Origin of the sequence: Catenuloplanes niger (assembly GCF_031458255.1) — a bacterium.
Lineage (GTDB): Bacteria > Actinomycetota > Actinomycetes > Mycobacteriales > Micromonosporaceae > Catenuloplanes > Catenuloplanes niger.
Genome location: NZ_JAVDYC010000001.1, coordinates 4,387,129 through 4,410,885, shown reverse-complemented (window position 1 = coordinate 4,410,885; position 23,757 = coordinate 4,387,129). Strand labels below are relative to the sequence as shown.

Sequence of the window (23,757 nt, the reverse complement as noted above, 5' to 3'; positions counted from 1 at the left end):
AACCTGTCACGGAACCGGGCGGATCAAGAGCCCGTTCGGACGCGTGTTCCGGCTGTGCCGGCGCTGCGACGGCACCGGACGGCGCATCCGGGTCGGGCGGCACGTGTGGAACGAGTACCGGCGCGTGCACCGGGACGGCACCCGATGAACCGCACTCCGCACCCGGACTGGTGCGCCGCTGACCATCGCTGCGGGCTCAACGAGCACCGGAGCGCGGAGATCGTCGTCGACCTGGCGCGGCACGGTCGCGCGGTCGTCACGCGGACGCGGACGGAGAACGGGCGCGAGTACGCCGAGGTCCGGCTTTGGGTGCCGCTCGCTCGCCGTGAGGTGGCGGCGCGGCGGCAGTTGCTCGCCATGCTCTCCGGCCTGCGCGTCCTGCTCGGCCGTGTCGCGGTCGCTGCCCGACCGTCGCCCCACCGCTGATCCGCTGCTCAACCTGGAAAGGAGGCCGCATCATGAATCGACCCGCACACGATGAAGGCGCGGAACGTGCCGTCATCGGCGCCGCGCTGCTCAGTCCGTCGCTGGTCACCGAGCTTGCGGCCAAGCTCAACCCCGGCGACTTCTACCGTCCGAACCACGGAGCGCTGTGGGACGCGATCTGCCGGCTCGACGCGGCCGGCACACCGGCCGATCCGATCACGCTCGCGGCGCATCTGGCCGAGACCGGGGATCTGGCGCGAGTGGGTGGGGCGCCGTACCTGCACACGCTGATCTCCGAGGTGCCAAGCGTCGCCAGTGCCGGCTACTACGCGGACATCGTGGCAGGGCACGCCCGGCGACGGGACGTCTCCGAGCTGGGATTGCGGCTTACCCAGCTCGCGGACTCCGGCACCGACACGGCCGATCTGCTGGCGACCAGCCGCGCGCTGCTCGACGACACCGGCACCGGTGCGGAGTGGGCGCCACCGATCCCGCTGGGCACCGGGCGGCATCTGCCGGCCTTTCCCGCGCACGTGCTGCCGGGGTGGGTGGCGGACATGGTGCGGGCAGTCGCGGAGTTCACGCAGACGCCGGTCGACCTGGCCGGGAGCATCGCGCTCGCGGCGCTGTCGACGGCCGCCGGCGGGCGGGCCGAGGTGGAGGTGCGGGGATCGTGGCGGGAGCCGACGAATCTGTTCACGGTCGTGGTGTTGCCGCCGGGGTCGCGGAAGTCGGCGGTGTTCGCGGCGATCACCGGGCCGTTGCTGGCGGCTGAATCGGCGCTGGTGGAGCGGACCAAACCCGCGATCGTCGAGGCCGAGTTGGCGGCGCGGGTGGCGGGGAAGGCCGCTGACAAGGCGGCGCACGCTGCGGCGAACGCGGATGCGTCCGCGCGGGATACGTTGCTGGCCGAGGCGTCGGCCGCCGCGATGCAGGCCGAAGCCGTCACGGTGCCGAGCCTGCCTCAGCTTGTTGCCGATGACGTGACCAGCGAGGCTGCCGCGCAGCTGCTCGCGGACCAGGGCGGCCGGCTGGCGGTGCTCTCGCCGGAAGGTGGCATCTTCGCCACCATCGCTGGCCGTTACTCCGGCACCCCGAACCTGGAGGTATTCCTCAAAGGGCACGCCGGGGACATGATGCGCGTCGGCCGGCTGTCCCGCGAGAGTCAGCACGTCGCCAAGCCTGCGCTGACGCTCGGCTTGGCCGTGCAACCGGACGTGCTGCGCGACATCGCTTCCATGCCGGGCTTTCGCGGGCTCGGACTGCTGGCACGCATCCTGTTCGCGCTGCCGGAGAACACGGTCGGCTTCCGCCGGATCGGTGCTGACCCGGTGCCGGCCGACGTTGCCGAGGCGTACAGGGACAACCTGGGCGCCCTGGTCCTCACGCTCGCGGGCTGGACCGATCCGGCGGTCCTGCCGCTCACCGAGGATGCCAACGCCAGGGTGCTCGACATCGAGCGCGCGGTAGAGCCACGGCTTGCGCCCGGTGGTGCGTGGGGACACGTCGTGGACTGGGGCAGCAAGTACACCGGCGCCGTCGTCCGCATGGCCGGGCTGATCCACCTTGCCGAGCACCTGCGCGACGGATGGGGCAAGCCGGTGGAGGCGGAGACGATCGACCGGGCTGCACAGCTCGGTGACTACTACGCCGCTCACGCGCTGGCCGCATTCGACGACATGGGCGCCGACCAGGCCACCCGCAACGCCCGGCACGTGCTTGCGTGGATCGAGCGCACAGGATCGACGACATTCACCAAACGCGACCTGTACCGCGCCACCAAGTCCGCCACGATCCGGGCCGTTGCCGACCTGGAACCCGCGCTCGCGGTGCTCGACGCGCACGGCTACCTCCGCCAGATCGACCCGCCGGCACGACCCCGGACCGGCGGCCGGCCGCCGTCGCCAACCTTCCTCGTGAACCCGGACGTGCACCGGCCGGCCGCCACCGTCCATCCGATCCGCGACGCCCGGCGGACCGCATGAAGCCACTGACACAACCGACAGAACTGCCACAACCCCCGTACCGCAGAGATTCTGTCAGTTCTGGCAGTTCTGTCACGCCCGAGCCGAGCCGCCTCACCCCGAGAGGAACCAGCGTGCGACCGAGGCCAACCGGCCATCCCTCACAGTCCGCTTCTCGCTCGATCCCCCGCCGTTCGGAAGGAGTGCCGCTGATGCCCAAGGTCACCGACATCCGCACCGTTGCCCCGGTGCTGCCCGAGGAACTGCTCACGATCGAGGAAGCGGCGCTCCGGATCAAGATGAGCGTGCGGTACGTCCGTCGGCTGGTCGCCGAACGTCGCATCCCGTTCTACCGGCTCGGTCGCTCGGTGCGCTTCGATCCCACCGACCTGGCCGAGTTCGTCACGGCCGGCAGGGTTGAGCCGATGACGCCGGAGAGCGTGTGGCGCGGGCTGCGGGGTGTGGCCTGATGCCGGGCAAGGGAGGCCACCGCCGGTTCGGCGCGATCCGGAAGCTGCCGTCCGGCCGCTACCAGGTGCGCTACCCCGGCCCGGACGGTGTGGTGCGGCCGGGAGAGCAGACGTTCGAACGGAAACAGGAAGCCGAGCAGTACCTGTCTATCGTCGAGTCGAAGCTGATCACCAGTGAGTGGATCGACCCGAACCGAGGCAAGATCTGGTTGCAGGACTACGCCGAGCGCTGGATCGCCGAACGGCCGAACCTGCGGCCCCGGACGGTGCACCTCTACACGTGGCTGCTCGGCAAGCACGTCACGCCGTACCTCGGGAAGGTGCCGCTGAACCGGCTGAGTACGCCGATGGTTCGGGAGTGGCGTACGAAGCTGCTCGACAACGGCGTCTCCGCCACCATGGCCGCGAAGGCGTACCGGCTGCTGCGCGCGGTCCTGATGACGGCGGTCAAGGAGGACGAGTTGATCCGGGTGAACCCGTGCCGGATCAAGGGAGCAGACCAGGAGCGGCCAGCGGAACGGCCGGTGCTCACCGTCGCCCAGGTCTTCGACCTGGCGGAAAAGGTGCCGGAGCGCTACCGCGCGCTGATCCTGGTCACCACTTTCGGGTGTCTCCGGTGGGGTGAGGTGATCGCGTTGCAGCGGCGAGACATCGACCTTGAGGCGGGTACGGTGCGCGTCCGTCAGGCGTACGTGGAGCAGCGCGGCACGGGCCTGGTCCTCGGCCCGCCGAAGTCGCGGGCCGGACTTCGCACGGTGACCCTGCCGGCCGTCGTCCTGCCACAGGTCAAGGCGCATCTCACCGAGTTTGCAGGTGATGACCCGGACGCGTTCGTGTTCACCGGCGCGGAAGGCCGGACGATCTGGCGCGGCAACTTCAACCAGCTCGTGAAGTGGTCGGATGCCGTCGCGGCGATCGGGGCGCCGAAGCTGCACTTCCACGACCTCCGGCACACCGGGAACACGCTCGCGTCCCGCGCGCCGGGTGCGAGCCTGCGGGACCTGATGACCCGGATGGGCCACGACAGCCCGCGCGCGGCGCTGATCTACCAGCACGCCAACTCGGAGGCCGATCGGGCGATCGCCGAAGCGATCAACAAGGCGGTGCAGGCGGCTCGGCGGAAGCCGAGCAAGCGGGCGCCGAGGGCCGCTCAGGACGAGGCTGAGCCGGTCTAATGGCACGTAGAAGGCACGCGACGGATTTCTAGTCCTAGAAACACGGAAGCCCTGGTTGGGACATCTGTCCTGACCAGGGCTTTTGCCGTGGAGCGGGTGACGGGAATCGAACCCGCACTGTCAGCTTGGGAAGCTGATGTTCTGCCATTGAACTACACCCGCGTGGTGCGGCCTCACTCTACCTGGTGGGGCGATCGCAGCGCGAGCGCCTATGCCTGTGAGTCGCCGGAGGCGGCGATGACGATTTCGACGCTGGGGGCGTGGTCGCGCCAGACCTGGACGGCGGGGCGGGCGGTGGTGGTGTCGGTGGCGAGGGGGGTGGCGCCGCCGCGGCCGTGGCGGGCGAGCATGGCGACGTCGATGGTGAATTCGTAGAGGCGCCAGTCGACGTGGGGTTCGGCGCGGAGGTCGCCGGCGAGGCGGGTGATGCGGGCGAGGTCGGTGACCGGGTGGGCGTGGCCGGCGAGGTAGGCCTCGTCGTCGCTGTCCTCGGGCGGGAAGCTGTGCAGCGCGTAGCGGCCGTCGCGGTCGAGGTCGCGGCGTTTGGGGGAGTCGACGATGAAGCAGAAGAGGCCTTCGTCGGTGATGACCGGGGAGACGGGGTGGACGCGGGGGCCGCCGTCGGAGCGGACGGTGGCGAGGTAGCCGAGGCCCGGACCGTATTGCTGCATGAGGGTGCGGATGGCGGCGGCCAAACCGGGCTGTGAGGTGGCGAAAACGGTCCAGGTAGCCATGTGACGATCCTACTCGAACACACGTTCGAACGGCCAGCGTGAACGATAGTGTGTCCGGATGCTGCTCTCCGACCGGGACCTTGTCGCCGAGATCAAGGCCGGCACGCTCGCCCTCGATCCGTTCGAGGCCGCGCTGGTCCAGCCGTCCAGCATCGACGTGCGGCTCGATCGGCTGTTTCGTGTCTTCAACAACCACCTGTACACGCACATCGACCCCGCGGTGCAGCAGGACGACCTGACGTCCGAGGTCGAGGTGCCGGCGGGTCAGCCGTTCGTGCTTCACCCGGGCGAGTTCGTGCTCGCCTCCACGCTGGAGGTGATCTCGCTGGGCGATCAGCTGGCGGGCCGGCTGGAGGGCAAGAGCAGCCTGGGCCGGCTGGGTCTGCTGACGCACTCCACGGCCGGGTTCATCGACCCGGGGTTCACCGGGCACGTGACGCTGGAGCTGTCGAACGTGGCGAACCTGCCGATCACGCTCTGGCCGGGCATGAAGATCGGGCAGCTCTGCATCTTCCGGCTGTCGTCGCCGGCCGAGCACCCGTACGGCTCGGAGGTCTACGGCTCCCGCTACCAGGGCCAGCGCGGCCCGACGCCGAGCCGCGCGTGGCGTAACTGGCGCACCTGGCCCACGGCATGAGAAAGGCCGCCCCGAGGGGCGGCCTTTCAACGAAGGGAACCTAGAGCGGGCTGCCGAAGCTGTGCACCGGCATCGCGTCGATCTTCATCATCCGCACCGGCTCCGCGGGGTTCGGTGCGTGCACCACCCACCCGTCACCGGCGTACATGCCGACGTGGCTGAGGTCGGCACGGTAGAAGACGAAGTCGCCCGGCTGCAGCTCGGTGCGGCTCACCGATCGCATCAGTCCGCGCTGCGCGGCCGCGTTGTGCGGGAACGAGATGCCGACCTGGTTGTACGCCGCCAGCATCAGGCCGGAGCAGTCGTAGGCGTCCGGGCCGGCCGCGCCCCAGACGTACGGCGAGCCGATCTGCGCGCAGGCAAACTTGATCACGACACCGCGCTTGCCGCCGGGGTACTCGTAGGGGCAGGGTGCCGGGGCCAGTTCGCCGCCGCCACCGTTGCCGTAGATCTGGAGCCGGAGCTTCTGCAGCTCCTCGACCTCGGAGTTGATCTCCTTGGTCTTCGTGGCGAGTTCCGCCTCCTGCTTGGTGAGGTCGGCGACGAGCGCGTCGAGCGGCGCCTTCTCGGCCTCCAGCTGCTCCTTCAGCGCGACGACCTCGGCGATCTCCCGGCCCTGCGTGCGGGCGAAGTGATCGAGGATCTCGAGCTGGTTGGTGAGCGTGGTCGGCGAGCCGGTCACCAGGATCGAGCCGAGCGTGCTGACCGGGCCGGTCTTGTACTCCTCGGCCGCGAGCAGGCCGACCCGGCCCATGACCAGGTCGACCTCGGCCTGCAACGGCTGGATCTTGGCGCCGAGCACCTCGGCCTGCTTCTTTTTCTTCTGCAGCTCCTGGCGGGTGGAGTTGTGCTTCTCGACCGTGGGCTCGAGCTGGGTCCACGCCTCGTCGATCTGCTTCTCCACCTCGGCCACGCTCGGCTCCGCGTGGGCGGCGGTGCCGCCGAGCGTGACCACCAGGGCGGTGGTCAGCGCACACATCGCGCCGACGACGACGGACCGGTTTCGGAGTGCGGCAATGCCTGCCACCGAAGTGTGTGCTCCCTTGTGTCCCTGACCGCCTACCGGGTTAGCTGACGGGTTCGGGCGGGTGAGGGCCGGTGCAGTAGCGCCCACCACAGGGTCATCGCCCTACCGCCGGCCGTGGCCGGCGGATTCACCCCGAGTGCTGCTTGGGTCCCCGGTTCATCGCGTGGATGATTCGGCGGTGTCAGGCTCGCGGCGACCGCTGATGGTCGCGCGTCATCGAGCCCGGCGAACCCCAAGATTAGAGAGGCAAAACGGACACCGCAAGCGGATCTACCCCAAAAATCGGTGCGTAAAAGGGTGGTAGCCGTACGTTATGCAACTGTCCGTCAATTGATCGTCACATATACATCGTCGACCTGGCCGGCATATTGATCGTTGTTGGCGGTCACGCTCTTGCCGCCGATTCGCAGCGGCTCGGTATTCGCGATGGACAGCCGGGCCGGCAGCTTCGTCGTCCCGCGCGCCACACCGTCCACGTTGATCGACAGCGCGCCGCCGTTGCGCACGCATCCGACCGCATGCCAGCGCCCGTCGGCCACCCGGACCGGCGCGACCACCCGGTAGATGCGGGCCGGGCTGGCCACCACGCAGCTGGGCCGACCGTCCAGCCCGTCGACCTGCAGCTTGTACTGGGTGCCGCCGCCGACCGAGAAGCCCTTCTGCACCACGTTCGCGCCGTCGGCGGTGTCCGTGGGCCGCATCAGCACGGACGCGCCGTACCGCAGGCGGCGGGTTCCGGGGTTGAGCGTGACCGGGTCGCCGCCCTCCAGGATCGCGCGCGGGCAGTTCTGCGGCAGCGCGGTGCAGCGGGCCGGGAACGTGGCGGCCCAGCCACCGCCGTGCCGGGTGAGGCGGAGCGCGCCGCCGGCCGCGGTGCGCGCCCGCATGCCGTACCGGCCGGTGACGTCCAGGAACTGCCGGCCGGCCCCGCCGTCGAATGTGTACCGCACCGTGACCGGCCGCGGCGCGACCCGGGCCACCTCGGTCGGGGCCGGCTCGTCGGCCGGCGGGACCACCTCGATCCCGCCGTCGTCGACAAACGGTTCCGCGGCGTAGGCGGACAGCGTGGGGGCGGCGTAGGCGGACAGCGTGGGGGCGGCGGAGGGGGAAGCGGAGGACGGGGCGGGAGTGGGGACGGACGGGGTGGGTTCTCCACCGGAGACCACTATCGCGCCGGTGAGCAGTGCGAGCACCGCACCCCCCACGGCGACCGCAGCCACCCGGCCCGTCAGCTTTCCCGGCATACGGCTTTTTTCGGACATTCCCCCATTGTGGGTATTGCGGGTTGCGGCACCCGGCCCACCCACCGGAGCCCACGGCAAAATCATGCAAAAGCAGGAGCCCGCACCGGTACGTCCGGTGCGGGCTCCTGCCCGTGAAGTGCGACGTCAGACGTAGCGGCGGAAGCCGACCACCGGCATCACGTTGATGCTGAGCACCTCGACCGACATGCCCGGCTGCGGCGCGTGCACCATCATGCCGCCACCCAGGTAGATGCCGTCGTGGCTGAGGCTGCTGTTGAAGAACACCACGTCACCCGCGCGCGCCTCGGACCCGCTCACCGCCGTACCCATGTTCCACTGGGAGACGGTGCTGTGCGGGAGGCCGACGCCGGCCGCGCTGTGGGCGAAGGCGACCAGGCCGGAGCAGTCGAACGAGCCGGGGCCGGCCGCACCGAAGACGTACGGCTTGCCGAGCTGCGCGCAGGCGGTCGCCACGACGACCGCGGCCGCACCGCTCGCGCCGCTGGCCGAACAGGAGCCGCCACCGGAGGTGCTGCCGCTGCTCGGGACGTTGGCCACCGAACCGTACGCCTCCTCCTGCAGCTTCTCGAGCTCCTTGATCTCCTTCTCGACCGCGGTCTTCTTGGTCGCGAGTTCCTTCTCCCGCTTCTCCTGCTCGGAGACGATCTTGTCCAGCTCGGCCTTCTGCTTGTCCATCTCGGTGCGGGCCTCGGCCACGGCCTGGATGTCCGCGCGCTCGCCCGCGGCCAGCCGGTCCAGGTAGACGAGCTGGTCCGTCAGCGCGGTCGGCGAGCTGGTCCGCAGGATCGAGTTGAGGCCGGAGGCGGGGCCCTCCCGGTACGACCGGTTGGCGATCACACCGACCTTGTCGATCGCGACCTGCATCTGGTCGTTGAGCGGCTTCATCTTCGCTTCGAGCTCGGACCGCTTCTTCTGGTTGCCCTTGAGGTCGCTGCGGACCTTGTTGTGCTCCTCGATCATCGGCTCGAGCTCGGCCCACTTCTCGTCCATCTGAGCCTCGATCTGCGCGAGGGTGGGCTCAGCGTGAGCGGGGGCGGACAACAGCGTCAGGCTGAACAGGACAGCCGCGCCGGCCGAGAGGAATGCGCGGGTGACCACGCGATGGGGACGCAACGAGAGCCTTGGCGTCACCGGGGCTCGCCTCCGAGGGGGGTGAGAGGTCTGCCGGACCGGAATGGATAGTGCCGGCGGAGTAACGGAGCCTCACCTTAGGACGTTTACCCGTCCGTTATCAACCCAATGGCGAATACCAATTCGTACCGCACTCGCGCCAACACTAATCGTTACACTAAATCGCCACCAACCACCGCAGTAAGCACATCGGCCAGCGTCAGAATTCCGAGTGGGGCGCGGCCGTCGCTGACCAGCACCATGTGTTTTCGTTCGCGCCGCATCCCGATGAGCAGATCCGCCAGCGTACGGTCCGGTGGCACCACCGCCAGCGGCCTGATCACCTCGGCCGGCACGGCACGGCGGCGCACCTCCGCCTCGTACCCCAGGATGTCCTTGACGTGGATGAATCCGAGCACCCGGCGGGTGGAGCGCTGCACCACCGGGAACCGCGACCGCCCGGTGCGGGTGGAGAGCACCTCCAGCGACGCCGGTGACACGTCCTCCGAGACCGTCACCACGCTCAGCCAGTCGCGCAGCGCGTCGGCCGCGGTCTGCCGGCTCAGCGCGAGCGCGCCGGTGATCCGCGCGTGCTCCTCGTCGCCGAGCAGCCCCTCCGCCTGTGCCTGGCTGGCCAGCCCGGCCAGCTCGTCCGCGGTGAACACCGTCTTCGCGGTGTCCGAGGTCTCGATCCCGCCGAGCCGCAGCAGCCGCCGGGACGCCCACTTCATCGCCAGCAGCAGCGGCTTCGTGGCGGTGCAGAACGCCAGCATCGCGGGGCCGAGCCAGAGCGCGGCCGGTTCCGGGCCGGCCAGCGTGATGTTCTTCGGGACCATCTCGCCGAGCACCGTGTGCAGGCCGACGACCAGGCCGAGCGCGAGCGTGAACGCGATCGGGTGCACGGCCGGCTCCGGCACGTGCAGCGCGTGGAACGGCGCCTCGAGGTGGTGCGCGATGGCCGGCTCCGCGATCGCACCCAGGCCGAGCGAGCAGATCGTGACGCCGAGCTGGGCTCCGGCGATCATGAGCGGGATCTGGTTCATCGCGGCCAGCGCGAGCCGGGCCTGGGCGGACGTCTCGGCCAGCGGTTCCAGCACGGTGGGCCGGGACGCGATCAGCGCGAACTCGCCGCCGACGAAGAACGCGTTGCCGAGCAGGAGCAGCACGGTCAGGCCGATCTCAAGCATCCGGCGTCACGATCCTGACCTGCTCGATCCGGTGCCGTTCCACCGAGACGACGGTGAACTCCCAGCCGTCGGCGCGAACCGTCTCGCCCGGCACCGGGATGTGGCCGAGCCGGGCCATCAGGAAGCCACCGAGCGTCTCGTACGGCCCCTCCGGTAATCGGAAGCCGGTCTGCTCCAGCAGCTCGTCCTCCCGCAGCACGCCGTCGACCAGCAGCTTCCGCTCGTCACCGGGCGGGTCCGGGGTCAGCTCGGCGACGTCGTGCTCGTCCGCGATCTCGCCGACCAGCTCCTCGACCAGGTCCTCGACCGTGACCACGCCGTCGGTGCCGCCGTACTCGTCGACCACGATCGCCAGGTCCGCGTTGCCGGCCCGCAGCGCCGCCAGCACGCCGTCCAGGTCCAGGCTCTCCGGGACCAGCACCGGCTCGCGCGCGACCGTGGCGACCGTGGTGGTGGCGCGCCGGTGCAGCGGCACGCCGAGCGCGTCCGGCACGCCGGCCACGCCGGTGATCTGATCGAGCGTCCGCTCGTACACCGGGAAGCGGGTGCGCCCGGTCTGCCGGGCCAGCGTGATGAGCTTCGCGACCGTGTCCGTGGCCCGCAGCGCCACCACGTCCACCCGCGGCGTCATCGCCTCGGCCGCGCGCTTGTCGGCGAACCGGATCGTGCGCCGCAGCAGCGCCGCGGTCTCGGCCGACATCTCGCCCGCGTTCGCCGAGATGGTGGCCAGCAGGCCGAGCTCGTCCGGGGAGCGTGCGCTGGCCAGCTCCTCCTGCGGCTCGATGCCGAAGCCGCGGACCACCCGGTTCGCGGCGCCGTTGAGCGCGCGGATCAGCCAGCCGAAGAGCGCGGTGAAGACGCGCATCGGCGCGGCGGTGAGCAGCGCGGCGCGCATCGGCCGGGCCAGCGCCGCGTTCTTCGGCACCAGCTCGCCGAAGAGCATCGAGAAGAGCGTGGCGACCACGAGCGCGAGCAGCGGCGCGACCACCTCCACCCGCGGGCCGAGCAGCGGGCGCAGCGCCGGGTCGATCAGGTTCGCCAGCGCGGGCTCGGCCAGATAGCCGGTGAGCAACGCCGTGATCGTGATGCCCAGCTGCGCGCCGGAGAGCTGGAACGAGAGCTCGTGCAGTGCCGCGCGCACGCCTCGGGCCCCGCGGTCACCGGCCTCGGCCCGCCGCTCGATCTCCACCCGGTCCACCGTGACCAGGCCGAACTCCGCGGCCACGAAGAACGCGTTGCCGGCAGTGAGCAGAGCGAAGATGACCAGCGGCAGCAGTGTGGTGACTAGGAGCCCGTCGATGATCGATTCACCTCGGCCTTATCCTGCCGCACATCACCGCGGCACCTGGGGTAGATCCTTGTCTTCCCCGGGTGCCGCGGTAAAGCATCAAAAGCTCAAAATCTTACGCAGACGGTACGTCCTCCGGCTTGGCCTTCACGTCGAGAGAGCGCAGCAGCACCGTGGCCACGTCGACGACCTCGACGTCCTCGTGCTTGCCCTTGGCGTTCACGCCGTCGCCGAGCATCGTGTAGCAGAACGGGCAGCCGACCGCGATGGTCTGCGCGTTCGTGGCCAATGCCTCTTCGGTGCGCTCGATGTTGATGCGCTTGCCGATCTTCTCTTCCATCCACATGCGCGCGCCACCGGCGCCGCAGCAGAACGAACGCTCCTGGTTGCGCGGCATCTCCGTCAGGCCGTCCTTGACGGCCGAGCCGAGCACCTCGCGCGGCGGCGCGAACACCCGGTTGTGCCGGCCCAGGTAGCACGGGTCGTGGTAGGTGACGCCGCCGTCGAGCTGGTTGACCGGCGTCAGCTTCCCGGTCGCGACCAGGTGGCTGAGCAGCTCCGTGTGGTGCACGACCTCGACCTCCAGGCCGAGGTCCCGGTACTCGTTGCCGAGCGTGTTGAAGCAGTGCGGGCAGGTGGCGACGATCTTCTTGACGTTCGCCTCCTTCAGCGTCTCCACGTTCTGCTGGGCGAGCATCTGGTAGATGAACTCGTTGCCGATCCGCCGGGCCGGGTCGCCGGAGCAGGTCTCCCCCTCGCCCAGGATGGCGAAGTCGACGCCGGCCTCGTGCAGCAGCGTCGCGACCGCGCGGGTGGTCTTCTTCGCCTTGTCCTCGAACGCGCCGGCGCAGCCGACCCAGAACAGGTACTCGAAGTCCTCGCCGCCACCGGCCCGCTTGATCTCGAAGTCCAGGCCCTTGGTCCAGTCCTCGCGGGTGTTCTGCGGCGAGCCCCAGGGGTTGCCCTTGTTCTCCAGGTTGCGCAGCATGACGCCGGCCTCGGACGGGAAGTTCGACTCGATCAGCACCTGGTAGCGGCGCATGTCGACGATGTGGTCCACGTGCTCGATGTCGACCGGGCACTGCTCCACGCAGGCGCCGCAGGTGGTGCAGGACCAGAGCACGTCCGGGTCGATCACGCCCATCTCGGCCTCGGTGCCGATCAGCGGCCGGTTGCCCTCCGCGACGGCCAGCACGTCCATGTGCGCGAGCTGGGCCTCGGTGGCCTTCTCCTCGCCCATCAGATCCTTGCCGCCACCGGCCAGCAGGTAGGGCGCCTTGGCGTAGGCGTGATCGCGCAGCGACAGGACGAGCAGCTTCGGCGACAGCGGCTTGCCGGTGTTCCACGCCGGGCACTGCGACTGGCAGCGGCCGCACTCGGTGCAGGTGGAGAAGTCCAGCAGGCCCTTCCAGGTGAACTGCTCGACCTGGGAGACGCCGAACTGGTCCTTCTCCGGGTCGGCCTCCTCGAAGTCGAGCGGCTTGCCCTCGCTGGTCATCGGCTTGAGCGGGCCGAGGCCGGACCCGGCCGCCTTGGCCGGCTCACGCTTGAACCAGATGTTCGGGAACGCCAGGAACCGGTGCCAGGCGACGCCCATCGTGACGTTCAGCGAGATCACGATGAGCCAGGTCATCGAGATCATGATTTTGAACATCGCGGCGACGCTCGGGCCGGCCTCCCAGGCCGGCAGCACCGAGCCGACCGCGTGGCTGAGCGGCGCGGCCCAGACCGGGTAGGCGAAGTGGTCGGTCGCGACCTTGAAGCCGCGGATCAGGAAACCGAAGATCAGGACCAGCAGCACGACCCACTCGACGAAGTAGCCCTGCCACATCGTCGAGCCGGTGAAGCGGGAGCGGCTGCCGGGACGGTTCGGCCGGTTCGCCAGGCGCACGGCCATCAGGTAGACGATGCCGGCGATGCCGAGAATGCCGATCCACTCGGTCGCGAAGCCGAAGACCAGCCAGTGCCCGATGATCGGCAGCTCGCCGGTCGGCGTGACGACCTCGAAGTACGCCTCCACCACCAGGAGGAACAGCACCAGGAAGCCGACCATCACGAACCAGTGCGCGGCGCCGATCAGGCTCCACTTGAACATCCGGGTGTGGCCCGCGGTCTCCTTGAGCATGACCACGGTGCGGGACAGCGGGTCGGAGAACCGCTCCGGCGCCGGCTGCCCGAGCCGGATCACCTGAACGATCTGGCGGACCGCGCGGACCGCCAGGACGACGGCGACGGCCGTGATGGCGAAGGCGACGATCGTCGTCGCGATCTGGACGCTGCCCATGCGAAGGCCTCCCGGGGCTGCTGCGAACGGCTGCAGTCTCTCAGCAGCCTACGCGCCCGATTACCCGCGAGTAACTACAGGCGCGCCGTAACGTGAAGCATCTCGCAGCCCATAACCCACGGCCCCAGCGGGATCACCCTAAGCGCCCCGCGAGCCGGAAACCGCCCGACCACGCCCGGGGGTGCGCTGACACGTGCGCTCCCGGTCCGCGCTCTCCGCGGACCGGGAGCACCCGAGCACGCGTCAACGCCACCTGGTGAAGACGATCAGGGAGGCGACCATCGAGCCGAAGCCGACACCGAGGTTCCAGTAACCCCAGGTGCCCACCGGGTACTGCTGGCTCGACAGGTAGTAGAGCACCAGCCAGGCGATGCCGGCGATCAGCAGAAAGCAGGCGAGCGCCGGCACCCAGACCGGGCTGGGCTTGCCAGCCGCCGCACCGGTCTTCGCCGGCCCGAGCTCGGCGGGCGGGGTGTAGACCTTCTTCTTGCGGACCTGCGACTTAGGCACTGCGTTCTCCTGGTGGTTGCCGTCTTGGATCCGGGTCGCCCGCTGACCAGGCGACCGGCGAGAGCGGCGGTGGTCCGTGGCGAACTACTGTTCGTTCGTTAGCGTAGTCAAGGCGGCGCGCTAAAGCATCGACGGGCCGCAAAGAAACTGTCACAGGTCGCGGTCGGCGGGTACGGGGAGGACGAACAGGCGTGGAGTACACCGACGACGTCCGGTCCTGGCGGCAGGTGCTGCGGCGCGCCACCGGCGCGCTGCCACCCGGGCGGCGAGGCCGCAAGCCCACCGTCTGGTCGATCGGCACGCCCGTGATCGCACTGGCCGCGGGGTTGCTGTTCACCACCAGCGCGACCACGGCGGCCGGCACCGCGCTGCGCGAGGACCGCCGCCCGCAGCTGGCCCAGCTGATCGAGGACGAGCGCGACCGGGTGGAGGCCGCGGAGGAGCGGGCCGACGCGCTGCGCGACGACGTCCGGGCGCAGACCGACGCGCAGGGCTCGTCGAACAGCTCGGTGCAGGCGCAGAACGACCGGGCCGGCACCTACGAGCAGCGGGCCGGCTTCACCGCGCTGGGCGGTCCCGGCATGCGCGTGGTGCTGGACGACGCGCCGCACACCGACGCCACGGACGGCGCCACCAACGACGACCTCGTCGTGCACCAGGGCGACGTGCAAGCCGTGGTCAACGCGATGTGGGCCGGTGGGGCCGAGGCGATGTCGATTATGGGAGTTCGGGTCATCTCGACCAGCGCGGTACGCTGTGTCGGCAACACGCTGCTTCTCCACGGGCGGAACTACTCCCCGCCCTTCGAGATCATCGCGATCGGCGATCCGGAGTCGATGCGGGCGTCCCTCGCGTCGTCGTCCGGGGTCCAGGCCTTCCGCCAGGCGGTGGCCGATTACGGGCTGGGTTATCGAGAAACCGTGGAAGGGAACACCACCGTGCCGGCGTATGACGGATCCACCGCCCTGCGCTCGGCGGATGTCCCCGGGTGACCCCGATGAACAGCGACAAGCCGCCGTCCGGTCGCCGCGGCCAGCCCGCGACGTACGCCGCGAGTACGTACTCACCCGCGCCCGCCGAGCCGGACCCGCCCGCGCCGCCGCCCCCGCCCCCGCCCCCGCCGCCGCAGCCGCCCGCGCCGTCGGTGCCGCCACGGCCGTCCGCGGTGCCGCAGCCGTCCGCGGTGCCGCAGCCGCCCGCGCCGGTGAGTCCGCCGGGCGCGGAGAGCACCGCGATAATCCCGCGGGTCTACGGGGGCACCGCGCCGAACCCGCCGTCGCCGCACACCCGCCGGCCGTCGCCCTTCCCCAAGACGCCGCCGGACGGCTCGTTCGGTGCGTCCGCCGACACGCAGACCACGGCGCCGCTGCCGGCCCGCCCGGCCGGCCCGCGGCCGCCGACGATGTCCCCGCGCCAGGCCACGCCGCCACTGGACACGACCACGGCCCGGCCGGCCGCGTCCCCGGCGCGCGGCACACCGCTCACCGACCAGACGACGCAGCTGCCCGCCACGGCCCCGGCACGACCGCACCGGTCCGCCCCCGCCGCGCCGGCGTCGCCGATCGCGGAGCCCACGATGATGATGGGCGCGATACTCGGCGACGGCACCCGACCGCGCAAGGACGAGACGGCCGCGCCGGACGGCGGCGGTGGCGGTGGCAAGCACGCGGAGCAGAAGGTCCCGCGCGGCGCCAAGGTCGTGCGGCTGCGCGCGGAGCGGGTCGAGGACGGGTACAAGAGCGTCTACTCCGAGCTGACCCGGCCCACCTGGTTCACCCGCACCATGGCGGTCGTGCGCGGCGCCGGCGAAGTCATGATCACCTTCGGCCTGATCGTGCTGCTCTTCGCGGCGTACGAGGTCTGGGGTTCCGGCGCGGTCGTCGACGCGCACCAGAGCGACCTGGACGAGCAGCTCAACCAGGCCTGGGACAACGCGCCCACGGTCGGCCCGACCCCGACCGTCTCCGCCGAGGCGGCGCCGGACGGCCCGGTCGGCCGGCTCTACATCCCCCGGCTCGACAAGCGGTGGGTGGTCAACCAGGGCGTCACGCCGGAGGACATCCGGTACGCGCCCGGTCACTACCCGAACAGCGCGATGCCCGGCGAGGTCGGCAACTTCTCCATCGCCGGCCACCGGAACCGGGCCACGTTCTGGGCGCTCGACGAGCTGGTCGAGGGCGATCCGATCGTGGTCGAGACGAAGGACTCCTGGTACATCTACCAGGTCACGATGGAGCACATCGTGAAGCCGAACCAGGTCGAGGTGGTCGCGCCGGTGCCGAACCAGCCGGGCGCCGAGCCGACCAAGAGCATGCTCACGCTGACCACCTGCAACCCGAAGCTGGACAACTACGAGCGGCTGATCATCCACGCGGAGCTGAGCAGTCAGGAACCCCGCGTGCCCGGCGAGAAGCCCTCGGTCCTGGAGTAATCACATGTACGCGTGGATCTGGCGCAAGCTGCCGTTCGGCACGCCCGGCAGGATAGCGGGCTCACTGCTGATCACCGGTGGGCTGGTGGCGCTGCTCTGGTTCGTGGTCTTCCCCTGGGCGGAACCGATCCTGCCGTTCGACGACGTGCAGGTCGGCGACGACTTCGGCACCACGACGCATGCGCCGGGCGGTGACGGGACCGGCGACGGCACGCCCGGCCCCGGTGACGGCCACGACGTGCCCTACGACACCACGACCAACAACCCCGAGCCGACGGCGAGCTGACGATGCGCATTCTCGTGATCGACAACTACGACTCGTTCGTCTTCAACCTCGTGCAGTACCTCGGCCAGCTGGGCGCCGAGTGCGAGGTGCGGCGCAACGACGAGATCGAGGTCGCCGACGTCGGCCGCGCCGGCGCCGCCGGGGTCCTGCTCTCCCCCGGCCCGGGTACGCCCGAGCGCGCCGGGATCATGATGGACGTGATCCGGGCGTACGCCGGGGAGATCCCGCTCTTCGGCGTCTGCCTCGGCCACCAGGCGATCGGCGCCGCGTTCGGCGCCACCGTGACGCACGCGCCGGAGCTGCTGCACGGCAAGACGTCCCTGGTCTCGCACAAGGGTGACGGCGTGCTGGCCGGCCTGCCCGACCCGTTCACCGCGACGCGGTACCACTCGCTCGCCGTGGTGCCGGAGACGCTGCCGGACGAGATCGAGGTGACCGGCACGACCGAGTCCGGCGTGGTGATGGCGATGCGGCACCGCACGCTGCCGGTCGAGGGCGTGCAGTTCCACCCCGAGTCGGTGCTCACCGAGGGCGGCCACACCATGCTGGCCAACTGGCTCGCCGCCTGCGGCCTGCCCTCGGCCCGGGACCGCGCGCCGGAGCTGGCCGCGGAGGCGGAGACCCGCCGCCTCGGCGCGTTCGTCTGACCCGCACCGCACCCGGCTCGATCGCCCAGCTGAAACGGCCGAGGGCCGTGACCCCTGCGGTCACGGCCCTCATTCGTTCGTACAGTGCGTCAGGGAGCCTCGTTGGTCGGCGATGCCGGCGGCGGAGTCGTCGGGGTGTTGTTGCCCCCGCCCGGTTCCTCGGACTCGTCCGGGCCCGCCGTGGTCGGGTTCGGCTGCGGCGCCTGCGGCACGGTGATCGTGATCCGCACGCGACTGCCCCTCTCCGCCTGGCTGTTGGCGTTCGGGCTCTGGTCGGACACGACCGGCGCCGTGCCGGCCGGGACCGACTGGCCCTCCACCTCTTCCCAGGTGAAGCCGGCCTGCTCGAGCAGCGCCCGCGCCGCGGCCGGGGACTGGCCGGCCACGTTCGGCACCTCGGCCATGTTGCCGCGGGACACCTCGACCACGATGGTGGTGCCCTTCGGGACCGAGTCACCGACCTTGTCGACCTTGACGACCTGGCCCTCCGGGGCCGTGCCGTTCACGTCCCGGCGCTCCGGCTCCAGGCCCGCGTCGGTGAGCTCCTTCTGGGCGGCGTCCCACTGGGTGCCGACCAGGTTCGGCACCTGGACGGTGTCCTTCTCCGCGCACATGGTCAGCGTGACCGTGTCGCCGCGCGCCGCCGTGGCGTCGGCCTCCGGGTTCTGCTTGACCACCTGGCCGACGGTGCAGTTGTCGGTCTGCGGCTTCGGGTCGTAAGCGGGCACGAACCCGTCGTCCCGCAGCGCCTTCTCCGCGTCGTCCTTCGACATCCCCACGACGCTGCTGACCTGCAGCGTCGTCGGTTCCTCGGTCTGGTCCGGCCGGAACGCGATCCAGGCGACCAGGCCGATCACCACCAGCACCGCCACCGCGCTCAGGCCGGCGATGACCCAGGCGGACGACTCCTTCTGCGCCGGGCGCGGCGGCACGCCACCACCCTGCGGGATCGCCCGGGTCGCGCCGGTCATGCCGGAGGTGGCGCCGAGGTACTGCGTCTCGTCCTCGCGCATCACCGGCGTGGCCATCACCGGGCGTCCGGTGGCGGCGCGCAGCAGGTCCGCGCGCATCTCGCCGGCGCTCTGGTAGCGGTTCGCCGGGTTCTTCGACAGCGCCTTGAGCGCTATCGCGTCCAGGTCCGGGCCGGCCTCCGGGTTGAGGTCGCTCGGGGTCGGCGGCTCCTCCCGGACGTGCTGGTAGGCGACGCTGACCGGGCTGTCACCGACGAACGGCGGGTGGCCCACGACCAGCTCGAACAGCACGCAGCCGGCCGCGTAGACGTCCGACCGGGCGTCGACCGGCTCGCCGCGCGCCTGCTCCGGGGAGAGGTACTGTGCGGTGCCGATCACCGCGCTGGTCTGCGTCATCGTGGTGGCACCGCTGGCCAGGGCCCGCGCGATACCGAAGTCCATGACCTTGACCTGGCCGGTCTGGGTCACCATGACGTTGCCGGGCTTGATGTCCCGGTGGATGATGCCGTGCCGGTGGCTGAACTCCAGCGCCGCGCAGATGTCCGCCATGATCTCGAAGGCGCGGCGCGGCTGCAGACGGCCCTCGGCCGTCAGCACCTCCTTCAGAGTCCGCCCGTTGACGTACTCCATGACGATGAACGGGAGCTTCTCACCGGTGGGGGCGATCTCCTCGCCGGTGTCGTAGACCGCGACGATCGCGGGGTGGTTCAGGGCGGCGGCGTTCTGCGCCTCCCGGCTGAAACGCATCTGGAAGGTGTTGTCGCGGGCGAGATCCGTCCGGAGCATCTTGATCGCGACGTCCCGGCCGAGCCGGAGGTCGCGGCCTTGGTGCACCTCGGCCATACCGCCATAGCCGAGCAGCTCGCCGACCTGGTACCTGCCGTTCAGCAGGCGGGCCTGCGCAGTCATCTCGTCTGTCGTCCTTCGGTCATGGGGAGCTCGTTCGTCCCCGGCGCCGGCTCGCCGCCGGCCTGGTCGTTGAACACATGCGGGACCGGTCGATCATTCTCGATCGCCCGGTCCGGGTCAATTCGCTCATCCCGACGGTACGACGCGGCCGGAAGAATGTCAGTTCCAGTCGCGGTGACGACCCTCGTCACACCCGGCGGAGCACCGAGAGCGACGGGATTGTTACGGCCGGCCAACCAGGCGATGACCCCCGCGCAGAGCAGCACCAGCAGGCCGAGCACGATCGCGAGCACGATCAGCACCTGCCGGCTGGTCGAGCCGCCGGCCGGCGGCGGGTACATCGGCGCGTAGTGCGGAACCTGCTGCGGCGCCCCGACCGGGGGCGGCACGGTCGCCGCGGCCCGGAACGGCGCCGCCGGCCCACTGGACACGGGCTGTCCGCTGATCGGCGGTGCCATGCCGTGCTGGGGACCGGGCACACCATGCTGAGGACCGGGCACGCCGACGGCGGCCGGTGAGGTCGGTGACGCCGGGCCGGTGGCCGGCGGCGCGGAGACGCGGCCGGTGATCGGCGCACCGGAGCTCGGCCGGTTGGCCGGGCGGGGCGTGTTGGCCAGCGCGGCCGCGGCCTGACGCGCGGCGACGGCCATCGCGGCGGCGCTCGGGAAGCGACCGGCCGGTGCCTTCGACATGGCCCGCTCGACGATCGCGCGGGCGGCCGGCGGGATGTCGGCCGGGAGTGGGCGCGGTGTGTCCCGCACGTGCCGCATCGCGATGTCCAGCGGGTTGTCGCCCTCGAACGGGCGACGGCCGGAAAGGCACTGGTAGGCGACCACACCGAGCGCGTAGACGTCCGAGGCCGGCGTGGCGGTCTCGCCCGAGGCCTGCTCCGGCGAGATGTACGCCGCGGTGCCGAGCACGGAACCGGCCACGGTCAGCGAGCCGACCATGTCCGACCGGGCGATGCCGAAGTCGGTGAGCACCAGCGTGCCGTTCGGCCGGACCAGCAGGTTTCCGGGCTTGACGTCGCGGTGCACGATGCCCTTCTGGTGGGCCGCGTGCAGCGCGTCGGCGGCCTGGGCGACCAGCGCCATGGTCCGGGCCGGGGTGAGCCGGCCGACCTTGCCGAGCGTGCGGGAGAGCGCGTCGCCCTCCACGTACTCCATGACCAGGAACGCGACCTGGGTGTCGCTGCCGTAGTCGTAGATGTCGACCACGCCGGGGTGGTTGACCGTGGCCATCGTGCGCGCCTCGCCCCGGAACCGCTCCGCGAAGCCGTGCTCGTCCAGCAGCGCCGGGAGCAGGATCTTCACCGCGACGGTCCGGCCGAGCACCTCGTCGGTGCCCTTCCAGACGTCACCCATGCCGCCGCTGGCGATCCGCTCCTCCAGGCGGTAGCGACCGCCGAGCATGGCTCCGGGCGCGATCATCAGTTCCCGCCCCGCTCCGACGTGACGGCCTTGAGGATCTGGCCGGCGATCCGGGTCGCCTCCGCGGAGCCGCCGTTGCCGGCCGCCTCCAGGAAGACCGCGACCGCGGAGACCGCCTTGCCGTCCTTCATCGCGTAGCCGACGAACCAGCCGTGGTTGTCCGTGACGCCGTTCTGCGAGGTGCCGGTCTTGCCGCCGACGTCGTAGCCCTCGACCTGCGCGGAGGTGGCGGTGCCGTTGTTGACCACGCTCTCCATCATGGTCTGCAGGTCGCGCGCGACATCGCTGGAGACGGAGCGGCGCAGCTCCTCCGGGTTCACCGTGTAGTGCGTGGAGGTCCGGTCCGGGCCGAGCAGCCGCTCCACCAGGTACGGCCGCATCTGCACGCCGTCGTTCGCCACCGCGGCGGCGATCATCGCGCCCTGCAGCGGCGTGATCCGCACGTCCTTCTGGCCGATCGCGGTCTGCGCCATCGCGGCCTTGTCCTCGGTGCCGTCCGCGTTGGCGACGTCACCGACGTGGCTGGTGGCGACCGTCAGGCCGCTGTTCTCCTTCAGGTTTCCGCAGGTCAGCGCCTCGTCCTCGAAGCCGAAGTCCTGCGCCTTTTTCTTGATCACGTCCCGGCCGAGCTCCACGCCGAGCCGGGAGAAGCTGGTGTTGCAGGAGACGGTCAGCGCGTCGATCAACGAGATCTGCTGCTGCGGGCACACGTTCGCCGACGCGTTCGTGATCTCGTGCGTGGTGCCGGGCGCCACGTACGACGGGCCGGCCTGCATCATGGTCTCCGGCGTGGAGCCGGCCTCCAGCGCAGCCGCCGAGTCGATCACCTTGAAGACCGAGCCGGGCGGCCAGGTCTCGGCCACCGCGCGGTTCAGCAGCGGCTTCGCCTTGTCGCCGTCGTAGGCGGCGAACGCGGCGTCGGTGTCCGCCTGGGTGTGGCTGGCCAGCGGCGACGGGTCGAAGCTCGGCATCGAGACCATCGCCTGGATGCCGCCGGTGGACGGGTCGAGCGCCACCGCGGCGCCGACCTTGACCCCCAGCTTGTTCTCCTTCAGCTCCTTGTACGCCGCCTCCTGCGCCGCCTTGGAGATGGAGAGCAGCACGTTCCCGCCGGCCGCCTCCTCGCCGGTGAACATCGCGCGCACCCGGTCCGTGAAGAGCTCGTCGCTCTGCCCGGAGAGGTAGTCGTTCTCGAAGCGCTCGACGGAGCTCGCGGTCCCGTAGACCGGCTTGTAACCGGCCACGTGCGCGTAGACGTCACCGAACGGGTACTCCCGCTGGTAGCGCAGCCGGCCGTCGGTGGACTTGCTCAGCGCCACCGCCTCCGTGCTGGTGCCGCCCGCGTGGACCTCGATGTTGCCGCGCTGCTTGTCGTACTCCACGTCGCGGAGCCGGAACGAGTTCCGCTCGTGGGTCCGGTACTCCTCGCCCTTGGCGGCCTGGACCCAGTTGAGGTTCGCGAAGAGCAGACCGAAGAGCACCAGGATGACGATGCTGGCCTTGCGCAGGGGCGCGTTCACGGGCGGATCACCTCCGTCGGGGCGCCGTGCAGCTGCTGCGGCGCGGGCTTGCCACCGGGTGCCGTCGCGAGACCGCCGCCCGAGGCGAGTGGACGGCGGGCCGCGTCCGAGATCCGGAGCAACATCGCGACCAGCATCCAGTTGGCCATCAAGGAGGAGCCCCCAGAGGAGAGGAACGGTGTCGTCTGGCCGGTCAGCGGGATCAGGCCGGTGATGCCCCCGATGATGACGAAGACCTGCAAACCCAGGGTGAACGCGAGGCCACCGGCGACCAGCTTGCCGAACGAGTCCCGGACGTCGAGCGCGGCCCGGAGCCCGCGCTCGACGATGATCAGGTAGAGCATCAGCAGCGCGACGAGGCCGAAGAGGCCGATCTCCTCGCCCATGCCGGCGAAGATGAAGTCGTTCTGCACCTCGGGGATGATGCCGGGGCTCCCACCGCCCGGTCCGGCGCCGAAGAGGCCTCCGGTGCCGAACGCGAACAGCGCCTGCACCAACTGGTAGCCGTCGCCGTCGATGTCACTGAACGGGTCGAGCCAGATCGTGGCGCGGTCGTAGAAGTTCGCGAACGGGCCGCCGACCAGCTCACCCAGGTAGTACGCGAGGAACACGCCCCCGAAGAAGAGCAGCAGACCGATGATCAGCCAGCTGGACCGCTCGGTCGCGACGTAGAGCGTCACGACGAACATGCCGAAGTAGAGCAGCGCGGTGCCCAGGTCCTTGACGAAGACCAGGAGCAGCAGCGACATCATCCAGACCACGAGGACCGGGCCGAGGTCGCGGCCGCGCGGGAAGTCGATGCCCAGGAACCGCTTGCTGGCCAGCGACAGCACCTCGCGCTTGCGCACCAGGTAGAACGCGAAGAAGACGACCAGCGCGAGCTTGCCGAACTCACCGGGCTGGATCGCGAACGCGTCACCGAACCGGATCCACAGCTTGGCGCCGTTGACCTCGGAGAACCGCGCCGGGAGCACGGCCGGGATCATGATCAGGATGATGGCGCCGAAACCCAGCGTGTACGAGTAGCGCGACACGTTCCGGTGGTCGCGGATGAGCACCAGCAGCGCCGCTGCCAGGATCACCGAGATCAGCGTCCAGGCCAGCTGACGGCCGCCGCCGCCGGCGAACGCGCCCCGGTCCGCCGCCTCGGCCACGCCACTCACGTCGTCCAGGTCGAGGCGCCGCAGGAAACCGACGCCCAGTCCGTTGAGCAGCGCGGCCGCCGGGATGATGGCCGGGTCCGCGAACGGCGCGAGGAACCGGATCACCACGTGCAGCGCCAGGAACACCGCGGCGAGCGCCGCGGTCGGCACCCAGAAGTCCGGGGTGATCGTGTCGAGCATGGTCGCCTCGACGGTCGCCGAGTACGCCAGCACCAGTAGCAGCGCCAGCGCCAGCAGCGCAAGCTCGCTGTTGCGGCGCTTGGTGCTGTCGATCTTGAGTCGCGGCATCTCGCCCGTTGAGGCGGGCGTGGGTGCCGATGCTG

21 protein-coding genes, 1 tRNA gene and 1 riboswitch are annotated in these 23,757 nt (G+C 70.6%); of the genes, 9 read left to right on the top strand and 13 right to left on the bottom strand.

What is annotated here, in order from left to right:
* The first annotated feature begins 144 nt into the window (after nt 1-144).
* The 4 genes from J2S44_RS19455 (at nt 145) to J2S44_RS19440 (ending at nt 4,035) form a co-directional block, all read left to right on the top strand.
* The gene (locus J2S44_RS19455) at nt 145-426 is read left to right on the top strand and encodes a hypothetical protein (RefSeq protein WP_310415851.1); all 282 of its coding nucleotides are present in this window, start codon (nt 145-147) and stop codon (nt 424-426) included.
* 32 nt (nt 427-458) lie between these two features.
* Nucleotides 459-2,411 (top strand): DUF3987 domain-containing protein, encoded by a 1,953-nt coding sequence (locus J2S44_RS19450; RefSeq protein ID WP_310415848.1) that lies wholly within the window; start codon nt 459-461, stop codon nt 2,409-2,411.
* 191 nt (nt 2,412-2,602) lie between these two features.
* Entirely contained in the window at nt 2,603-2,860 is a 258-nt protein-coding gene (locus tag J2S44_RS19445) for a helix-turn-helix domain-containing protein (protein WP_307242127.1), read from the top strand.
* The gene (locus J2S44_RS19440) at nt 2,860-4,035 is read left to right on the top strand and encodes a tyrosine-type recombinase/integrase (RefSeq protein ID WP_310415845.1); all 1,176 of its coding nucleotides are present in this window, start codon (nt 2,860-2,862) and stop codon (nt 4,033-4,035) included. The genes J2S44_RS19445 and J2S44_RS19440 overlap by 1 nt, the downstream gene beginning before the upstream one ends.
* Nucleotides 4,036-4,123: 88 nt before the next feature.
* Here the strand turns inward: J2S44_RS19440 and J2S44_RS19435 are convergent.
* Together J2S44_RS19435 and J2S44_RS19430 are read right to left on the bottom strand one after the other, a co-directional pair.
* Nucleotides 4,124-4,197 (bottom strand) — tRNA-Gly (locus J2S44_RS19435).
* Nucleotides 4,198-4,244: 47 nt separating this feature from the next.
* Nucleotides 4,245-4,769: a pyridoxamine 5'-phosphate oxidase family protein gene (locus J2S44_RS19430; RefSeq protein ID WP_310415841.1), complete on the bottom strand. Its 525-nt coding sequence runs from the start codon at nt 4,767-4,769 to the stop codon at nt 4,245-4,247.
* Between the two features lie 58 nt (nt 4,770-4,827).
* Between J2S44_RS19430 and dcd the strand changes: the two genes are divergently transcribed.
* Complete coding sequence (gene dcd / locus J2S44_RS19425; protein WP_310415838.1) at nt 4,828-5,406, top strand: dCTP deaminase; 579 nt, start codon at nt 4,828-4,830, stop codon at nt 5,404-5,406.
* 40 nt (nt 5,407-5,446) lie between these two features.
* On the opposite strand, the gene J2S44_RS19420 is transcribed toward dcd, so the two are convergent.
* The 7 genes from J2S44_RS19420 to J2S44_RS19390 form a co-directional block, all read right to left on the bottom strand.
* Nucleotides 5,447-6,433, bottom strand: a complete 987-nt coding sequence (locus J2S44_RS19420) for a C40 family peptidase (RefSeq protein WP_310415835.1) — start codon at nt 6,431-6,433, stop codon at nt 5,447-5,449.
* A 14-nt stretch (nt 6,434-6,447) separates the two neighbouring features.
* Nucleotides 6,448-6,621: riboswitch (cyclic di-AMP (ydaO/yuaA leader) on the bottom strand.
* Nucleotides 6,622-6,759: 138 nt separating this feature from the next.
* Complete coding sequence (locus J2S44_RS19415; RefSeq protein ID WP_310415832.1) at nt 6,760-7,653, bottom strand: LamG domain-containing protein; 894 nt, start codon at nt 7,651-7,653, stop codon at nt 6,760-6,762.
* A 168-nt stretch (nt 7,654-7,821) separates the two neighbouring features.
* Nucleotides 7,822-8,688, bottom strand: coding sequence for a C40 family peptidase (locus J2S44_RS19410; RefSeq protein WP_310415829.1), 867 nt, complete (start codon nt 8,686-8,688; stop codon nt 7,822-7,824).
* A 293-nt stretch (nt 8,689-8,981) separates the two neighbouring features.
* A complete protein-coding gene (locus J2S44_RS19405; RefSeq protein WP_310415826.1) occupies nt 8,982-9,995 on the bottom strand; it encodes a hemolysin family protein in 1,014 nt (337 codons plus the stop codon).
* Nucleotides 9,988-11,268: a hemolysin family protein gene (locus J2S44_RS19400; RefSeq protein ID WP_310429776.1), complete on the bottom strand. Its 1,281-nt coding sequence runs from the start codon at nt 11,266-11,268 to the stop codon at nt 9,988-9,990. Before J2S44_RS19400 ends, J2S44_RS19405 begins: the two co-directional genes overlap by 8 nt.
* A gap of 130 nt (nt 11,269-11,398) precedes the next feature.
* Nucleotides 11,399-13,567 (bottom strand): (Fe-S)-binding protein, encoded by a 2,169-nt coding sequence (locus tag J2S44_RS19395; RefSeq protein ID WP_310415823.1) that lies wholly within the window; start codon nt 13,565-13,567, stop codon nt 11,399-11,401.
* Nucleotides 13,568-13,810: 243 nt separating this feature from the next.
* Nucleotides 13,811-14,077: a cell division protein CrgA gene (locus J2S44_RS19390; RefSeq protein ID WP_310415821.1), complete on the bottom strand. Its 267-nt coding sequence runs from the start codon at nt 14,075-14,077 to the stop codon at nt 13,811-13,813.
* Between the two features lie 191 nt (nt 14,078-14,268).
* Here J2S44_RS19390 and J2S44_RS19385 point away from each other — a divergent pair, with 191 nt between their 5' ends.
* Genes J2S44_RS19385 through J2S44_RS19370 form a run of 4 tightly spaced genes read left to right on the top strand, consistent with a single transcriptional unit; the run spans nt 14,269 to nt 17,441 of the window.
* Entirely contained in the window at nt 14,269-15,069 is an 801-nt protein-coding gene (locus tag J2S44_RS19385; RefSeq protein ID WP_310415818.1) for a DUF881 domain-containing protein, read from the top strand.
* Between the two features lie 5 nt (nt 15,070-15,074).
* Nucleotides 15,075-16,508, top strand: a complete 1,434-nt coding sequence (locus tag J2S44_RS19380) for a class E sortase (protein ID WP_310415815.1) — start codon at nt 15,075-15,077, stop codon at nt 16,506-16,508.
* Between the two features lie 4 nt (nt 16,509-16,512).
* On the top strand, nt 16,513-16,794 hold the full coding sequence (locus J2S44_RS19375; protein WP_310415812.1) for a hypothetical protein: 282 nt from the start codon (nt 16,513-16,515) through the stop codon (nt 16,792-16,794).
* A gap of 2 nt (nt 16,795-16,796) precedes the next feature.
* The gene (locus J2S44_RS19370) at nt 16,797-17,441 is read left to right on the top strand and encodes an aminodeoxychorismate/anthranilate synthase component II (RefSeq protein WP_310415809.1); all 645 of its coding nucleotides are present in this window, start codon (nt 16,797-16,799) and stop codon (nt 17,439-17,441) included.
* An 89-nt stretch (nt 17,442-17,530) separates the two neighbouring features.
* Here the strand turns inward: J2S44_RS19370 and pknB are convergent, their stop codons facing one another.
* The 4 genes from pknB to J2S44_RS19350 are packed head-to-tail and all read right to left on the bottom strand — an operon-like array spanning nt 17,531 to nt 23,722.
* The gene (pknB, locus tag J2S44_RS19365) at nt 17,531-19,321 is read right to left on the bottom strand and encodes a Stk1 family PASTA domain-containing Ser/Thr kinase (RefSeq protein WP_310415806.1); all 1,791 of its coding nucleotides are present in this window, start codon (nt 19,319-19,321) and stop codon (nt 17,531-17,533) included.
* The gene (locus J2S44_RS19360) at nt 19,318-20,751 is read right to left on the bottom strand and encodes a serine/threonine-protein kinase (RefSeq protein WP_310415803.1); all 1,434 of its coding nucleotides are present in this window, start codon (nt 20,749-20,751) and stop codon (nt 19,318-19,320) included. Before J2S44_RS19360 ends, pknB begins: the two co-directional genes overlap by 4 nt.
* Nucleotides 20,751-22,271, bottom strand: coding sequence for a peptidoglycan D,D-transpeptidase FtsI family protein (locus tag J2S44_RS19355; RefSeq protein WP_310415800.1), 1,521 nt, complete (start codon nt 22,269-22,271; stop codon nt 20,751-20,753). Before J2S44_RS19355 ends, J2S44_RS19360 begins: the two co-directional genes overlap by 1 nt.
* Nucleotides 22,268-23,722 carry an FtsW/RodA/SpoVE family cell cycle protein gene (locus J2S44_RS19350; RefSeq protein WP_310415798.1) on the bottom strand — a complete coding sequence of 485 codons (1,455 nt, stop codon included), beginning with the start codon at nt 23,720-23,722 and terminating at the stop codon, nt 22,268-22,270. Before J2S44_RS19350 ends, J2S44_RS19355 begins: the two co-directional genes overlap by 4 nt.
* Between the last annotated feature and the right edge of the window lie 35 nt (nt 23,723-23,757).

Bases quoted from the DNA above. Each gene is read 5' to 3' on its own strand.
- J2S44_RS19455 (WP_310415851.1), top strand. From the start codon at position 145: ATGAACCGCACTCCGCACCCGGACTGGTGCGCCGCTGACCATCGCTGC.
- J2S44_RS19450 (WP_310415848.1), top strand. From the start codon at position 459: ATGAATCGACCCGCACACGATGAAGGCGCGGAACGTGCCGTCATCGGC.
- J2S44_RS19445 (WP_307242127.1), top strand. From the start codon at position 2,603: ATGCCCAAGGTCACCGACATCCGCACCGTTGCCCCGGTGCTGCCCGAG.
- J2S44_RS19440 (WP_310415845.1), top strand. From the start codon at position 2,860: ATGCCGGGCAAGGGAGGCCACCGCCGGTTCGGCGCGATCCGGAAGCTG.
- J2S44_RS19430 (WP_310415841.1), bottom strand. From the start codon at position 4,769: ATGGCTACCTGGACCGTTTTCGCCACCTCACAGCCCGGTTTGGCCGCC.
- dcd (WP_310415838.1), top strand. From the start codon at position 4,828: ATGCTGCTCTCCGACCGGGACCTTGTCGCCGAGATCAAGGCCGGCACG.
- J2S44_RS19410 (WP_310415829.1), bottom strand. From the start codon at position 8,688: ATGGACGAGAAGTGGGCCGAGCTCGAGCCGATGATCGAGGAGCACAAC.
- J2S44_RS19405 (WP_310415826.1), bottom strand. From the start codon at position 9,995: ATGCTTGAGATCGGCCTGACCGTGCTGCTCCTGCTCGGCAACGCGTTC.
- J2S44_RS19395 (WP_310415823.1), bottom strand. From the start codon at position 13,567: ATGGGCAGCGTCCAGATCGCGACGACGATCGTCGCCTTCGCCATCACG.
- J2S44_RS19380 (WP_310415815.1), top strand. From the start codon at position 15,075: ATGAACAGCGACAAGCCGCCGTCCGGTCGCCGCGGCCAGCCCGCGACG.
- J2S44_RS19375 (WP_310415812.1), top strand. From the start codon at position 16,513: ATGTACGCGTGGATCTGGCGCAAGCTGCCGTTCGGCACGCCCGGCAGG.
- J2S44_RS19370 (WP_310415809.1), top strand. From the start codon at position 16,797: ATGCGCATTCTCGTGATCGACAACTACGACTCGTTCGTCTTCAACCTC.
- pknB (WP_310415806.1), bottom strand. From the start codon at position 19,321: ATGACTGCGCAGGCCCGCCTGCTGAACGGCAGGTACCAGGTCGGCGAG.
- J2S44_RS19360 (WP_310415803.1), bottom strand. From the start codon at position 20,751: ATGATCGCGCCCGGAGCCATGCTCGGCGGTCGCTACCGCCTGGAGGAG.
- J2S44_RS19350 (WP_310415798.1), bottom strand. From the start codon at position 23,722: ATGCCGCGACTCAAGATCGACAGCACCAAGCGCCGCAACAGCGAGCTT.